The following is a 15,328-nucleotide window of genomic DNA, read 5'->3' on the forward strand; positions in this document are numbered from 1 at the left end:
GCTTTTCCAAGCATAATAACGATATTCTTGCTAGCTACCTTAACACAATTCAAATAGACCTGTATTGACTAGAATGACATTGTAGATAGCATTCAGGTCAAGACATCCAAAGATGAACTCAAGTATGATTTGGAGTAACTCTAATGAACGACTGATTTCATATTGTTTCTGTCCATCTCATAACATAATGAAGCCTGTCGTAGAAAATTCATTTCTTTGAGAGATAATAATCATGACTGATCAATACCAAGCATTTACGCAATCTCCTATTGGTAAATTCGTTGTTAAAAATCTGGGTTTACCATCACCAGTTGCATTAGAGCGTTTTGAAAGTGCTCAGCCAATAGTGAATGGTGCAGTATTGGTTGGCGCAGCGCCATCAAGTGTATTGTCTGGTGAGATTGCACAAGTACTTAGCAATATTCATGCTGACAGCTATGTAGGGAATAATGTTGCATTACAGCAAGAAGCTGCAAAAGTTGGTTTAAATTTACGCCCATTCAATGCAGGCGACAAAGAATCAAAATTCAAAGCAGTAGTATTTGATGCTTCTGGTATTCAAAACTCAGAACAGTTAAACGAACTTTATAAATTCTTTAATCCGATTGCACGTCAAGTTGCAACTTCTGGTCGTGTAATTGTGATTGGTACAACGCCTGAAACTGCAAAAACTGTAAAACAGGCGATTGCTCAGCGTGCACTTGAAGGTTTTATCAAATCTGTAGGTAAAGAGTTTAAAAAGGGTATTACTGCACAAGTTGTTTATGTAGACGAAGGTGCTGCTGCAAACCTTGAATCAACTTTACGTTTCTTGCTTTCTCCACGTTCAGCTTATGTGTCTGGTCAAGTAATTCGTGTATCTAAAGCAGATGTAGTTGATGTTGATTGGGCAAAACCACTTGCTGGTAAAACTGCATTGGTAACTGGTGCGAGCCGTGGTATTGGTGAAGCAATTGCACATGTGTTGGCGCGTGATGGCGCTCATGTTATTTGTTTAGATGTACCACAACAACAAGCTGACCTTGACCGTGTAGCTGCTGACATTGGTGGTTCTACATTGGCAATTGACATTACTGCTGCCGATGCAGGCGAAAAAATTAAAACTGCTGCGGCTAAACAAGGCGGTTTAGATATTATCGTTCATAACGCAGGTATTACTCGTGACAAAACTTTGGCAAACATGAAGCCAGAGCTTTGGGACTTGGTAATTAACATTAACTTGTCTGCTGCTGAACGTGTAAATGACTACTTGTTAGAAAACGATGGTCTAAATGCAAATGGCCGCATTGTTTGTGTATCATCAATTAGTGGTATTGCGGGTAACCTTGGTCAAACCAACTATGCTGCATCTAAAGCTGGTGTGATTGGTCTAGTGAAATTTACTGCGCCTATCTTAAAAAATGGTATTACCATTAACGCAGTAGCACCTGGCTTTATCGAGACTCAAATGACTGCGGCAATTCCATTTGCAATTCGTGAAGCTGGTCGCCGTATGAATTCAATGCAACAAGGTGGTTTACCTGTTGATGTAGCAGAAACAATTGCATGGTTTGCATCAACTGCGTCTACTGGTGTAAACGGTAACGTTGTACGTGTGTGTGGACAAAGCTTGTTGGGCGCTTAAGCACTTTTAGCTAAATAGGGGTGCTTGTGCATCCCTTTTTTATTCAAGAATCTATAAATTATAAAAGGTTAGGTATGAATACTCGTCATTTTAGCCAACTACCAAAAGCGGCATTGGCTTATCCAAAAGTAGTACAAGGCTTAATTTTTAAAAAGCCTCAGGGGCCAAAAATCTTGCCACAAGTTGAATATGTGGTAGACCGTCTTGAAATTGATCAGAGCCATCTCAAAGCTTATAACGAAGTATGTGGCTTCCAAAATAATGGTTTTGTACCGGCAATTTATCTGGCTGTGCTTTCTCAAAGTTTACAAATGCACATGATGACAGCAGAAGCCTTTCCATTTCCAATTTTAGGTTTAGTACATATCCGTAACCAGATTAAACAAACCAGACCAATTGGTGTAACTGAAAAACTCACTCTGTCATGTAAATTTGGGGAACTAAAACCACATGATAAAGGTGTTCAGTTTGACTTTATTACTACGGCAAAAGTTGGCAATGAAGTAGTGATGGAAGGTTTAACGACTTATTTATCTCGCCAAAAAGTCGAGAAAAGAGTAGGTGAGAAAGCTAAAGAAGAACAAGCGCCAGCTTATGTTCCAAAGGCAGAGTGGGATATTTTAGAAAACACAGGCCGCCGTTACGCGAAAGTGTCTGGTGATTTTAACTTAATTCATATTCATGCCATTACAGCAAAAGCATTTGGCTTTAAACAGGCCATTGCGCATGGTATGTGGAGCAAGGCTAAAGCGCTAGCGAACCTCGAATTACCAAATGCTTATGAAGCAGATGTCTGGTTTAAGCTCCCAATGTTCTTACCATCAAAAGTTGAGTTTTTAACTGCTAATACAGACAAAAAGACTGATTTCTTGATTCGTAATGCGAAGTCACAAAAACCGCATGTTGCAGGAACTGTAAAAGCATTATAAAAATATCAGCAGCCTGAACAGAGGTTTGGGCTGCTTTTGAGCAAAATAACAAAAAATGCAAGGAACTTCATGTGATTAAAGAAATTTTACTGGCCGATACCCATAACTATCACGGTATTTTAGATGAACGTTTTATTGATTTAGCCCACCAGTTTAGCCGTCTTCAAGATGCTAGAACAGGACAAGGTGGTGCTGCATTAGCGGTTTATTTTAGAGGCCAGAAAGTTGTAGATATCTACACCGGTCTAAAATCACAAAATGCAGCTTGGCAACCCGATACTTTGGCAGTTTGCTACTCTACAGGTAAAGGTGTACTTGCAACCTTGGCGCATATTTTAGTCAGTGAAGGTTTTTTAGAATACGATAAACCGATTGCGACTTATTGGCCTGAGTTTGCTCAAAATGGTAAAGAGCAAATGACTTTACGCCATGTGCTAAGCCATCAAAGTGGTATGTTTGATATTCGAAATGTCATCGAAAGTGCGAGGGAAATGCTCGACTGGTCACATATGTTAGATGTGATGGCAGCCACCAAGCCAAGATTCCTTGCAGGACAGGGCAATGCATATCAAGCCTTAACATTTGGTTGGCTTGTCGGTGGCGTGCTTGAAAAAGCAACTGGTCAATCTTTAGATCAGCTCATGCAAAAATATCTTGTTGAACCGTTGCAGTTAGACGGTGCTTATTTTGGTACACCTGCAAGCGAACTGGATCGAGTAGCACGGTTAATTATTCAACCTAAACCAGAAAAACCAGCACCTACTCAAGCTGAAAAACCTAACAAACCTCAGCCGCGGAAAAGTTCACTTTCTGAAAAAATGATTACGTGGACTGGGCAGGACCCGCAAGATTTTCAGGATGCCATGATTCCAAAAGGAATGAAGAATTTTAGTTTTTTTAGTGATGAGGGATTACAAGCAGTTATTCCGGCAGCAAACGGTACATTTACTGCAAATAGTCTTGCTAAAATTTATGCGATGCTAGCAAATCAAGGTGATTGGGATGGAAAGCAACTCATTCGCCCAGAAATATTTAAAGAGCTCAGTACCATTCAAAGTTATGCACGTGATCGTGTTATGCCAATACCGATGAATTGGCGCTTAGGATATCATCGTATTATTACCATGGGTAAACGCGCTAAAAATGGCTTTGGGCATATTGGTTACAATGGTTCAGGCGCATGGTGCGATCCGGAGCGTGATCTTAGCTTTGCTTATACCCATAACTTTCAAATTGGTTCAATCACGGGTGATTACCGTTTGTGGGGGCTTACTCAAGAAGCCTTGCGTTGCACTGACCAAATTTTAAAAGGCCGTAAAGGTTGGTTCTAATTTTAGTGTTTTAAAGCTGGTATTCTAATTAATGCCAGCTTTTATATTTATAATAATTCTAGGCGAATAATTGCTTCAGTATGACGCTTGAAGTCTTTTTCAGCTAAACCTTGTAAACCAAGTTGATAAATACCTTCTAATCCGCACACAAAAGCAATGAGTCGCCAAGCTATATCTGTTGAATTAGATATATTTTTAAATTCACCTTCTTTTTTGCCAGATTCAATCGCGTGCACAATTGTTTGATGCCAACTTTGCATGGCAAGGTTATACGCCTTTCGTATTTCTGCATCTTGTTCAATCAAGAGTTCAGCTTCATTCCATAATCGTAAATAAGGCTGAAGTCTGTCGATATTTTCTGCACCTAACAAAATGAATAGCCTTTGAAATTGGCTAGTGGTTTTTAGGGCTTGTTCAATTTCATCAAGTTGTTCCATGAGCTTTAAAAAAGCTTCAGCTTTTAAATGAGATGCTGAAGAAAAGTGGTGGTGAACTTGTCCAGTTGATGTTTGTGCTTCTGTTGCGATTCGGCGTACCGTCATGGCTGTAAAACCTTCAGCCAAAGCAACTTGCATGGCAGCTTGCAGAATCATTTCTCTGCGTTGATCGCGATTAAGATAGGCCATGTTTCTTTCACCTGACTGAATTCGACACAAATTACATTAAAACTAAAAGTTGGACAAGTGTCCAATTGTGTATATAATAACCATGATTTGAACACGTGTCCAAGTTTTGGATATTGAAGAGCGTTATGCAAAAAAAATGGTTAATCCTGACAATTATCGTCCTTATATATTTACCAGTTACGATTGATGCAACGGTGATGCATGTTGCAACACCATCTTTAAGTGCAGCATTGAATTTAACTGCCAATCAGCTTTTATGGGTCATTGATATTTATTCACTGATTATGGCGGGTTTAATTTTGCCGATGGGTGCACTGGGTGATCGTATTGGCTTTAAAAAATTATTATTTATTGGAACTGCAATTTTTGGAGTCGGTTCCTTAGCTGCGGCTTTTTCTCCAACAGCTTACGCGTTAATTGCTTCCCGTGCTGTTTTAGGTCTAGGGGCAGCGATGCTTATTCCTGCCACTTTATCAGGCATTCGTAATGCTTTTACCGAAGAAAAGCAGAGAAATTTTGCACTTGGTCTTTGGTCTACAGTGGGTGGTGGCGGAGCAGCTTTTGGTCCATTGGTTGGTGGTTTTGTACTAGAACATTTCCATTGGGGAGCAGTATTCCTCATCAATATCCCAATTATTTTAGTCGTTCTGGTCATGATTGCGATGATCATTCCGAAACAACAAGAGAAAACGGATCAGCCAATTAACTTAGGGCAAGCTTTAATTTTAGTCGTGGCAATTTTAAGCCTGATCTATTCAATCAAATCGGCGATGTACAACTTCTCGGTACTTACAGTCGTGATGTTTGTGGTTGGTATAAGTACTTTAATCCACTTCATTCGAAGCCAAAAAAGAACGACCACGCCAATGATTGATTTGGAGTTATTTAAACATCCAGTGATTTCTACCAGCATTGTTATGGCTATTGTTTCCATGATTGCTTTGGTTGGCTTTGAATTACTCTTGTCTCAAGAGTTGCAGTTTGTGCATGGGTTTTCTCCCTTGCAGGCAGCCATGTTTATTATTCCGTTCATGATCGCGATTAGTTTAGGTGGTCCATTAGCAGGAATTTGTTTAAATAAATGGGGGCTTAGACTTGTATCTACTGTTGGTATTTTAATAAGTGGATTTAGTCTATGGGGGCTTGCCCAGCTTAACTTTTCGACCGATCACTTTTTAGCATGGATGTGTATGGTCTTTTTAGGCTTTAGCATTGAAATTGCTTTACTTGCTTCAACTGCTGCGATTATGTCATCTGTACCGCCTCAAAAGGCAAGTGCAGCAGGTGCGATTGAAGGTATGGCCTATGAGCTTGGTGCTGGTTTAGGTGTCGCTATTTTCGGATTAATGTTGTCTTGGTTTTATAGCCGCTCAATTATTTTACCAGCAGAGCTTCCGCCCCACTTAATTGAAAAAGCGAGTATCTCGATTGGTGAAACCATGCAATTAGCTTCTAACCTTGAAAGCCCTTTGGGAGGGCAATTAATTGCAGTTGCTCAGCAAGCTTTTAGCTATGCGCATAGTTGGGTGCTTACAATCTCCGCCATTTGTTTCTTCCTTTTAACGGTATTTGTCTGGTTTAGCTTTCCAAAGAAAGTAAACTAAAATAAAGGATAAAAAGCGAGATGATCTTTCTTTTTATCCTTAAATATCTTTTTTAATATTTTCTTTATAATAAATTTAGTTATTTAATTCTCATAAACAAACTATTCTTTAATAGGTTTCATGTTTTTATTTCAAAATGATTAAATATTCATGTAATTGAAATTTAATGAAAAATTATTTTATCGAAAATTGACTGTAAAAAAATGGTTTGTTAACCTGCTATTCGAAAATCTAAAAACAAATAAAAGAGGCTGCTGTGAATTTTAAATTAAAAACATCACTTATTATTGGAGCAATTGTTGCGTCTTCCCTTGTGTATGCCGCAACTGTACTTTCACCAAATCAGAATAATAATAGTGGATCCATTCCATCTGGTTATTCAGATTTAGAATTTTCTTTAGCAAATGGGAATTGGGTCAAAAATCTCTCTTTACCGGCGAGTGCTAATAATTCGGACAAAATTACAATTCGTTCTAGTGCCGCCTATAGTAGTTATTTAGATACTTCTAATACGAATATTCCGTTAGAAGTGTTGAAGATAAATAGCGGAGATATCTATCAATTCATCTTCAATAGCAGTCAAAATAAATGGATTGCTCAGCTAGCGACGGTTAGTCCTACTACTGGGGCTAACTATGAGTTAATACCGTTAACGACTGCAACCATGCAAAAAGTACTCATTCAAAATGACAAATGGGCACAAACGATTGCATTACCAAGTGATGTACGTGACGGAACAACCGTACAAGTTGTTTCTACGGCAAGTGCAAGCTCAGAGATTGATAAAACCAACTTACTTTTCCCGAGCAGTTTTACATTAAAAAATGGTTCGGAATATTGGTTTAAATATTATTCTGCTTTAGGAAAATGGGTTCCAGAATATATAAAACCTCAGAAGCTAAATGTTCAGCAAATCGGAACATCTTTAGCCGCGGTAAGTAGTCCACTTACCGAAATTGCATTTGGAGATGGGAACTGGGTTTCCAATTTCACTTTGCCTACCACTGCAAGTGATCGAGAAAGAATTATTATCAAGTCTACAGCGACTTGGTCTGCAAAAATTAATAACACCAATATTAATAGCCAAGCGACTTTAACGCTTAAAACAGGTGATCAATATGAGTTTATGTATGTAAGTGATAAAGGCTATTGGCAGCTGATCTCTTCACCAACAAAGGTGATTGATTCAACGGCAACAATCCCTGCAACTTTACCGAATATGACTCAGCCCACTTTAAAGGTAAAACTTTCTACATCAAATTGGCAGCCGACTTTGCAGCTACCCGCTCAAGCTCAAGTCGGGGATAAGGTGGTTATTGTGTCGAATGCATCGGCAGACACCTATATTAATGCTGCTAATGGTTTGTCGACAGCAATTAAAAATGGTGAAAATCGCCGTTTTATTTACACTGCCCAAGGCTGGACAGTAGATAGTTATACAATTGATATGTTGTTGGTTTCTAGCCCAGAAGTAAACTCAATTTTAGGAGAGAGTGCTGCAAAACTTAGAATGATTGAAGGCGTAAATTTAACAAATTTAACTGCTGAAAACTCGAATGCACGTTTTTACTTAAGAGATGTAGGTTATCTGACTTATAAAATTCCTGCTGCCACTTTAAAAGAAGCGATCTCGACTGGACGAGATGACACGACGGTACAAAATGAGCGTAAACGTGTATTGGCAGACGGTGTTTATTATCAAGGTAATGAACCTGGTGACGGTGGTTGTGGCTGGGCTTGGATTAATGCTTCTGCATATAACATGATTGGTGCAAATGATATTGCAGGTTGTTCTTTTGCCGCTATGCGTCATGAAGTCGGGCACAATCTTGGCCTGTACCATAATGGTTCAACCAATATTGGTTCAGGTTTTGCCCATCCGTTAGGAAGTACCGCAATGGGTGGTAATAATATTAATTTTTACTCTAGCCCGTATCTGTATAACCCTAAATATGGTGTACGTTTAGGTGTAGAAGGAAAAATTGATGCTGTCAGTGTCATTAACTTAAATGCACAGAAAATTTCTCTATATAACTAATCTCTATTTTTAGCTGTAACGAATGAACAAAAATAAATTGTTAATAGGAACTGCTATCGCTTGTGTGGCGTTAGCAGTTTTAATCTGGTTTGCTTTTTCACAGCAAAGTTCTTCTGCTTTAACGTCGCCTTTAAACGGTCGGCAAGAGTCTGGGCCAAAAATAGCAGATAATCAAAATGGTTTGGTCCGTCAAAATATGCTGAATTTGAGCCCGTCAGAAAAGGAAAAATTATCTCAGCAACAAATTGTTTTTAATGAAATAGAAAAAGATCAGCTTCCTTCTAATGTTAATTTTCCGCTACTTAAAAATGCGAAAGGTATGGTCATTAAATATGATCCAAATGTGATTGAGCTTAAAAAAGTGGGTGACACTGTTAAGTTTCAAATGTTGGAATATGGCATTAATTTCACAGGTAAAATTGTAGAGATCGAACCTGTTGACCAAGATATTGTTCGATGGACTGGAAAATTTGATCAGGGCGATCCGAATCAGAATTTCTTTACCATTACTCAAAGTCAAAAAGACCATTATACGATCATGCAGATTTTTACCGAGAAGGGAAATTATTCGGCTGAAATTAAGGATGGCGTGGGGCTAGTGCAAACGATGGATGAAGGCGTAACTGATCAAGAGCTTCATCATGATCATCCGTAGACAAATAAACGCTTCTGGCTTTGAAAAAGAATGTGGTTCGCAGTTTATCTGTACGGATATGAGCTTTATGCGTTCACACTCTTTTAAAAACAAAGTATGCTTATGCCTGTAACAAGGAGCATACATGTATCAAGTACTTGCTAGAAAATACCGTCCACGTAATTTCAATGAGTTAGTGGGACAAAACCATGTTTCTCGTGCATTAAGTAGTGCATTGGAACGCGGTCGTCTTCACCATGCTTATTTATTTACAGGAACGCGTGGTGTAGGTAAAACTACAATTGCCCGTATTTTAGCCAAGTGTTTGAACTGTGAAACAGGTGTGACTGCTACACCATGTGAAGTCTGTGCAACCTGCAAGGCGGTAAATGAAGGCCGTTTTATTGACTTAATTGAAATTGATGCTGCTTCAAGAACAAAAGTAGAAGATACGCGTGAACTTTTAGACAACGTTCCTTATGCGCCAACGCAAGGTCGTTTTAAAGTTTACCTGATTGACGAAGTACATATGTTATCGACGCATTCTTTTAATGCGTTATTAAAAACACTAGAAGAACCACCAGAACACGTTAAGTTTCTGTTTGCTACGACTGACCCACAAAAGCTACCGATTACGGTTATTTCACGGTGTCTGCAATTTACTCTACGACCTTTAGCTGTAGATGAAATTACTAAACATCTTGGTGCTATTCTTGAAAAAGAGCAAATTACTGCTGATCAAGATGCAATTTGGCAAATTGCCGAATCTGCCCAAGGTTCACTGCGAGATGCACTATCTTTAACTGACCAAGCCATTGCTTATGGACAGGGTGCGGTACATCACCAAGATGTTAAAGAAATGCTTGGCTTGATTGACCGTACGATTATTTATGATTTGATTTTAGCGATTCATCAGAACCAACGTGAGAAAGTTAGTCAGCTTTTATTGCAATTTAGACATCAAGCGTTAGATGTTTCACTGGTGCTTGATCAGTTGATTTCGACATTGCATGAATTGGCAATTTTGCAATATCTACCTGATTTGAGTTTGAAATATAGCGATGAAATCAATCGCAAAATCATGCAACTGTCTAAGCTGATTTCTGCTCAAGATTTGCAGCTTTATTACCAAATTGCATGTAAAGGTCGTTCAGACTTGCAACTTGCCGTAACGCAAGAGCAAGGTTTTGAAATGTGTATTTTACGCTTATTGGCATTCCGTCCTTTAGCGCCAAATGAAATTTTAGTATCAGAGCCTGTTCAACAAAATGAGCAAGCAGTAGTAGGGCTAAATCAACAAGCTCAGCAAACAGTTCAAGAGATTCCACCTGTAAGTACTGTTCAGCCGGTTGAAGTTATTAATCAACCCGCTATGGTTGAACCTGAACCTGAACCTGAACCTGAACCTGAACCTGAACCTGAACCTGAACCTGAACCTGAACCTGAACCTGAACCTGAACCTGAACCTGAACCTCAGTCTAATCAGGATTTAATGGTATTTGATCCAAATCATCATGAGCTGATTGGACTTGAGTCAGCAGTTGTTCAAGAGACCGTTAGTGTTCTAGAAGAAGATTTCATACCGGTACCAGAACAGAAGTCAGTACACGTTCAGGCTGAAAACCAAGCCAAACAAATTGAACCAGAACCAGCTTTTACTGCTGAGCCGCAAGGTTTATTTGAAGCATCTGATACTGAGTTTTCTCTTCGTCAGGATGCGCCTTTAACTCATGACCTGGTTTCTGAACCTATTATTGAGCAGCAACCATTAGTACAACCCGAAGTGGTTGTTGAAACTGTTACAGTTGTAAAAGAATCTAGCGCAATTGATAACGGGCAGTTGATGCCTCAGGATATTTTGAAGCTTTCTGCTCAAGTTTTGGAAGGTGAGTGGACACTTGAAAAATGGGAATACTGGTTTAGAAACAGCCAGCTTTCTCCAGCCGTCCAAGAACTTGCTCAACATGGTGTAATGACTGGGGAAATTGGTGGTAACACGGTTTTCCATATTCCTCAAGAATATGAAAATATGCTGACCCAATTACAGCAAGGCCTCATTGATGCTTTAAAACAACAATGGCCAAATACACAATTTACGGTTGAGTATGGTGCAGTTAATACATCTACACCTTATGTCATGCAAAGCATTCGTAAAGAAAAAGCTTTCCATAGAGCGACAGAGCTATTACAGCAACAACCCGTTATAAAAAGCCTGATTGATACTTTTGATGGCGAACTCCAAAATATTCAATTAAAGCCTTAAATTTACATAAATTTTGATCTGGTGAGAAATGTGAAAATAATAGAATTTTCATATTTTTCACTGGATTGAAATATTCAAGTCACGCCACTGTCATTGTACTTTTCTATGTTAGCCATTTTAGATTTTAAATGGACTATATATCGTCATGAAAAGGCAATGCACAGGAACACCTTCCTTTAAATATTCTTATTTTTTATTAATCGGCGCCATTCTGCTGAGTGGTTGTAACGACTCATCAAATGATAATTCAAATACACCAGAGACAGGTAAAAAGCCTGTAATGCGCTGTGCTCCTTAAACTTAAATAATAAAAAGAACCTGATCATGATTACACGTCGTAAATTTTTAAATTACTCTTTAAATATGGGTTTTGGTGCTGCGGCATTGGCAGCTTTTCCATCTAGTATTCAAAAAGCTTTAGCAATTCCTGCAAATAATAAAACGGGTACCATTCAAGATATTGAGCACGTTATTATTTTAATGCAGGAAAATCGATCTTTTGATCATTACTTTGGTACGTTAAAAGGCGTTCGAGGTTTTGCTGACCGCTTTACAATTCCTTTGCCAAATGGTCGTAAGGTTTGGGAACAGCTTAGACGTAATGGGCAAGTTCTAACGCCTTTTCATTTAGACGGTACAGCCAATAATGCACAGCGTGCAGATGGCACACCGCATACATGGAACGATAGTCAGTTGGCATGGGATAATGGGCGTATGGTGAACTGGCCAACTCATAAGACTGATATATCTATGGGCTACTTTAAAGAAAAAGAAATTCCATATCAGTTTGCGCTTGCCAATGCCTTTACGATTTGTGATGCCTATCATTGTTCCATGCATACTGGAACCGACGCAAACCGATCTTTTCATTTAACCGGTACCAATGGAGCAACACCGACCAAGCGTTCATTTGTAAACAATGAATGGGACTGGATTGATGGTAACCCCGCTACGGCAGATCGTGGTTACACATGGAAGACCTATGCCGAAAGATTAGAAGAAGCAGGGGTAAGCTGGATTTGTTATCAAAATATGCCAGATGAATGGGGCGATAATATGCTTGGTGCATTTCGTTCCTTTAGAAAGGCAAACATTGCTTCTGGCTACCCAGTTGCAAGTGGTGGTGAACCAAACAAACCCTACGCCGATACAGGTCAAAAGCTACCCTATAAAGCCTATGATGCTGCGACCGATAATGCCAAAAATCCACTCTATAAAGGCATTGCAAATACACTACCGGGCAATAAGCCTGAAGAGTACCTTGACGCTTTTAAAAGAGACATTCGTGAGAGTAAATTACCGCAAGTCTCTTGGATTAATGCACCATCAATTTACTGTGAACATCCAGACCCTTCAAGCCCAGTTCAAGGGGCTTGGTTTATTCAAGAAATTATTGATGCATTAACTGCTGTGCCAGAAGTTTGGAGTAAAACCGCACTTATTATCAATTTCGATGAAAATGATGGTTACTTTGACCATGTACCGTCACCATCTGCACCATCGCGACTTGCAAATGGTCAGTATGCTGGTAAATCGACATTAAGTAGTGTCGATATGCAGGATGAATATTTTGACCACGCTGCGCCTGAAGGAAGCCATTCTCAGCCTACACCTGATGGACGTGTTTATGGTCCGGGTCCTCGTGTTCCTTTATATGTGATTTCCCCATGGAGTCGTGGTGGCTGGGTGAACTCGCAAGTGTTTGACCATACGTCCGTGCTCATGTTTTTAGAAAAACGTTTTGGGGTTAAAGAGCCGAATATTAGTGCGTACCGCCGTGCAGTGTGTGGTGATTTGACTAGTGCATTTAACTTTAAAACACCAAATGCAGATGTTTTACCAGAGCTTAATGGCAAACAAACACGTATGCAGGCAGATACATTAAGGGTAAACCAAGAAGCTTTGCCTGCTGTTCCTGTACCAACTGATATTAAATTACCAATTCAGCAAAGTGGCATACGTCTGTCACGTGCGCTACCTTACGAGTTGCACACCAGCGCACGCTGTAATGCTGATGGTAAAGTGCAATTGATATTCTCTAATACAGGTACGCAAGCTGCGGTTTTTCATGTTTATGACAAGCTCAACTTAGACCGTATTCCAAAGCGTTATATTGTCGAGCCGAATAAAACTTTAGATGATGAATGGGATGCTTTAAAAGATAACTTGGGCCGTTACGACTTATGGGTACTCGGTCCAAATGGCTACCATCGCCACTTTAAAGGGGATACTCAACGTATTGTTGATAGTGGCGTTAAACCTGAAATTCGAGTGTGCTATGACATCGCCAATGGTGATGTATACGTAGAGCTCATGAATGAAGGAACCAAGGATGCAATATTGACGGTAAAACCTTGTGCATATCGACAAGATGCGCCATTACAAGTGACCGTAAAAGCAGGACAAGTGGTTAAACAACATTGGGCTCTGGCTGACGTCGGGCATTGGTATGATTTTGAAGTAACTAGTCAAAGTGATTCATATTATTATCGACGTTTTGCTGGTCGAGTCGAAACGGGTGAAGACTCTTTTAGTGATCCCGCAATGATGTAAGTTTGAAGAGGGCAAAAAGAACAGATCATTTTCTTTTTGCCCCATTTTTTATAATAAATAACTTTTTAAAGCTTCACGAACTGACTCAGAAATAGGCACAGTCTTACGCGTTCCACGATCTACAAACACATGCACAAAATGTCCTTGAGCTGAGGCTTGATCTTGACCTTGTTTAAAGATCGCTAATTCATAACGTAGAGAAGTCGTACCAATTTTACCAATCGCAACACCTACTTGAATAATTTCTGGAAATGATAACTCTTGTAAAAAGCTACAAGCTGAATCAACGACTAAGCCAATTGATTTTGCTTCATGAATATCAAAACCTGTTTTTTGAATGAGTAAAGCATTGGCTGCTGTATCAAAGTAACTATAGTAAGTCACATTATTCACATGACCATAGATGTCGTTATCTGCCCAACGCGTTTGAATGTCTAAAAAGAAATTAAATTGATCTCGGTTTTTTAAAACTGGTTTAGTCATTAATGAATCGCCTGATAAATTGCCAAAGCAGCGGCTTCTGTCATGTCACGTGGGTTATTTTGTAGTAAGCGGGTTTGCAACATGGCATCTTGAGCAAGTCGAGGTAAGCTGGACTCATCAATACCCAAATCTCTAAGTTTTAAGGTCAAGCCACTACGGTCTAAATGGTTCTGCATATGGTCAATAAACAGATCACATAACCCATCGGTGCTACCATTACTATATGGATCTAGCCATTGCATAAGCTCTGCATAGTATTTTTTTGCATTCGGCGCATTAAATTTTAAAACTTCAACTAGGACTAAGGCATTGGTATGCCCATGCGATAAATGAAAATGCCCGCCCAGTGGATAAGCTAAAGCATGTACCGCAGCAACGGGCGAGTTTGCAAATGCTTGCCCCGCGAGCATTGAACCAAAAAGCATGTTTTGACGTGCTTCTAAATCATTACCATCTTTAAGAACTTTCGGTAAGTTATGATTTAGTAGCTTCAAAGCATTCTTAGCTAAAATATCGGTATAAACATTTTTTTTGTGTTTAGAAGTATATGCCTCAATGGCATGCACCATCGCATCGATACCTGTTGCAGCAGTAATATGCGCTGGAAGGTTTTGAGTAAAAATAGCATCAAGAATCGCAGTGTCGGCGTACAGTACTGGAGAGACAATCCCCATTTTTGTTGTCTCTCCAGTAGTCACAATTGAAATAGGTGTTACTTCTGAACCTGTACCCGCCGTCGTTGGAATTAAAATAAGCGGAAGGCGAGCTGTGGTGACTTGGTTTACGCCATACATGTCTTGCAAACTTTGAGTCTGGTCGGGGTGGGCGAGTAAAGCGATTACTTTTGCAACATCTAAAGAACTACCACCACCAAAGCCAATAATGGCATCTACATTTTGCTGTTTTGCATAGTTAGCTGCATCTAAAACGACTTGTTCTGGTGGGTCAGCTTGAACATCTGCATAAATGTCATATTCAATATTGAGCGTATCTAAAATTTGAAGAATGGGTAGATGTAATTGATTTTTGATCATGCCAGCATCTGTAACCAGTAATAACTTACGGTAAGCTTTTGAAGACAAAACATTTTGTAATTCTTGTATAGAACCTAAGCCAGAGATGATATTTGGAACGGTTTGAAACTGAAAATGGCTCATATACGTTATTTCCTTATTCTTGAACATTATTGTTGAATGGTTCTATAAGATTCAATCTTTAAATAACTTAGCACAGGACACCTTAA

Annotated in this window: 11 protein-coding genes; 8 read left to right on the forward strand and 3 right to left on the reverse strand. The window is 39.3% G+C overall.

Annotated features, from left to right (window positions below; translation table 11 throughout):
- Nucleotides 1–232 precede the first annotated feature (232 nt).
- The 3 genes from F985_RS11400 (at nt 233) to F985_RS11410 (ending at nt 3,884) form a co-directional block, all read left to right on the forward strand.
- Nucleotides 233–1,624 (forward strand): 3-oxoacyl-ACP reductase, encoded by a 1,392-nt coding sequence (locus tag F985_RS11400; RefSeq protein WP_004701064.1) that lies wholly within the window; start codon nt 233–235, stop codon nt 1,622–1,624.
- 74 nt (nt 1,625–1,698) lie between these two features.
- Nucleotides 1,699–2,553, forward strand: a complete 855-nt coding sequence (locus F985_RS11405) for a MaoC family dehydratase (RefSeq protein WP_004701066.1) — start codon at nt 1,699–1,701, stop codon at nt 2,551–2,553.
- A 71-nt stretch (nt 2,554–2,624) separates the two neighbouring features.
- Nucleotides 2,625–3,884: a serine hydrolase domain-containing protein gene (locus F985_RS11410; RefSeq protein WP_004701068.1), complete on the forward strand. Its 1,260-nt coding sequence runs from the start codon at nt 2,625–2,627 to the stop codon at nt 3,882–3,884.
- 47 nt (nt 3,885–3,931) lie between these two features.
- On the opposite strand, the gene F985_RS11415 is transcribed toward F985_RS11410, so the two are convergent.
- Complete coding sequence (locus tag F985_RS11415) at nt 3,932–4,510, reverse strand: TetR family transcriptional regulator (RefSeq protein WP_004701073.1); 579 nt, start codon at nt 4,508–4,510, stop codon at nt 3,932–3,934.
- A 125-nt stretch (nt 4,511–4,635) separates the two neighbouring features.
- Here F985_RS11415 and amvA point away from each other — a divergent pair, with 125 nt between their 5' ends.
- The 5 genes from amvA (at nt 4,636) to F985_RS11440 (ending at nt 13,602) form a co-directional block, all read left to right on the forward strand.
- Nucleotides 4,636–6,114 (forward strand): multidrug efflux MFS transporter AmvA, encoded by a 1,479-nt coding sequence (amvA, locus tag F985_RS11420; protein ID WP_004701075.1) that lies wholly within the window; start codon nt 4,636–4,638, stop codon nt 6,112–6,114.
- A 256-nt stretch (nt 6,115–6,370) separates the two neighbouring features.
- Entirely contained in the window at nt 6,371–8,152 is a 1,782-nt protein-coding gene (gene cpaA / locus F985_RS11425; protein ID WP_004701077.1) for a metalloendopeptidase CpaA, read from the forward strand.
- A 22-nt stretch (nt 8,153–8,174) separates the two neighbouring features.
- The gene (gene cpaB, locus F985_RS11430; RefSeq protein ID WP_004701078.1) at nt 8,175–8,807 is read left to right on the forward strand and encodes a metalloprotease secretion chaperone CpaB; all 633 of its coding nucleotides are present in this window, start codon (nt 8,175–8,177) and stop codon (nt 8,805–8,807) included.
- A gap of 124 nt (nt 8,808–8,931) precedes the next feature.
- Nucleotides 8,932–11,049, forward strand: coding sequence for a DNA polymerase III subunit gamma/tau (locus F985_RS11435; RefSeq protein WP_004701080.1), 2,118 nt, complete (start codon nt 8,932–8,934; stop codon nt 11,047–11,049).
- A gap of 324 nt (nt 11,050–11,373) precedes the next feature.
- Nucleotides 11,374–13,602, forward strand: coding sequence for a phosphocholine-specific phospholipase C (locus F985_RS11440; RefSeq protein WP_004701082.1), 2,229 nt, complete (start codon nt 11,374–11,376; stop codon nt 13,600–13,602).
- 48 nt (nt 13,603–13,650) lie between these two features.
- Here the strand turns inward: F985_RS11440 and F985_RS11445 are convergent, their stop codons facing one another.
- Together F985_RS11445 and F985_RS11450 are read right to left on the reverse strand one after the other, a co-directional pair.
- Nucleotides 13,651–14,085 carry an acyl-CoA thioesterase gene (locus tag F985_RS11445; protein WP_004701084.1) on the reverse strand — a complete coding sequence of 145 codons (435 nt, stop codon included), beginning with the start codon at nt 14,083–14,085 and terminating at the stop codon, nt 13,651–13,653.
- Entirely contained in the window at nt 14,085–15,242 is a 1,158-nt protein-coding gene (locus F985_RS11450; protein WP_004701086.1) for an iron-containing alcohol dehydrogenase, read from the reverse strand. The genes F985_RS11445 and F985_RS11450 overlap by 1 nt, the downstream gene beginning before the upstream one ends.
- Nucleotides 15,243–15,328: the final 86 nt, after the last annotated feature.

Origin of the sequence: Acinetobacter seifertii (genome assembly GCF_000368065.1) — a bacterium.
GTDB classification, from domain to species: Bacteria; Pseudomonadota; Gammaproteobacteria; order Pseudomonadales; family Moraxellaceae; genus Acinetobacter; species Acinetobacter seifertii.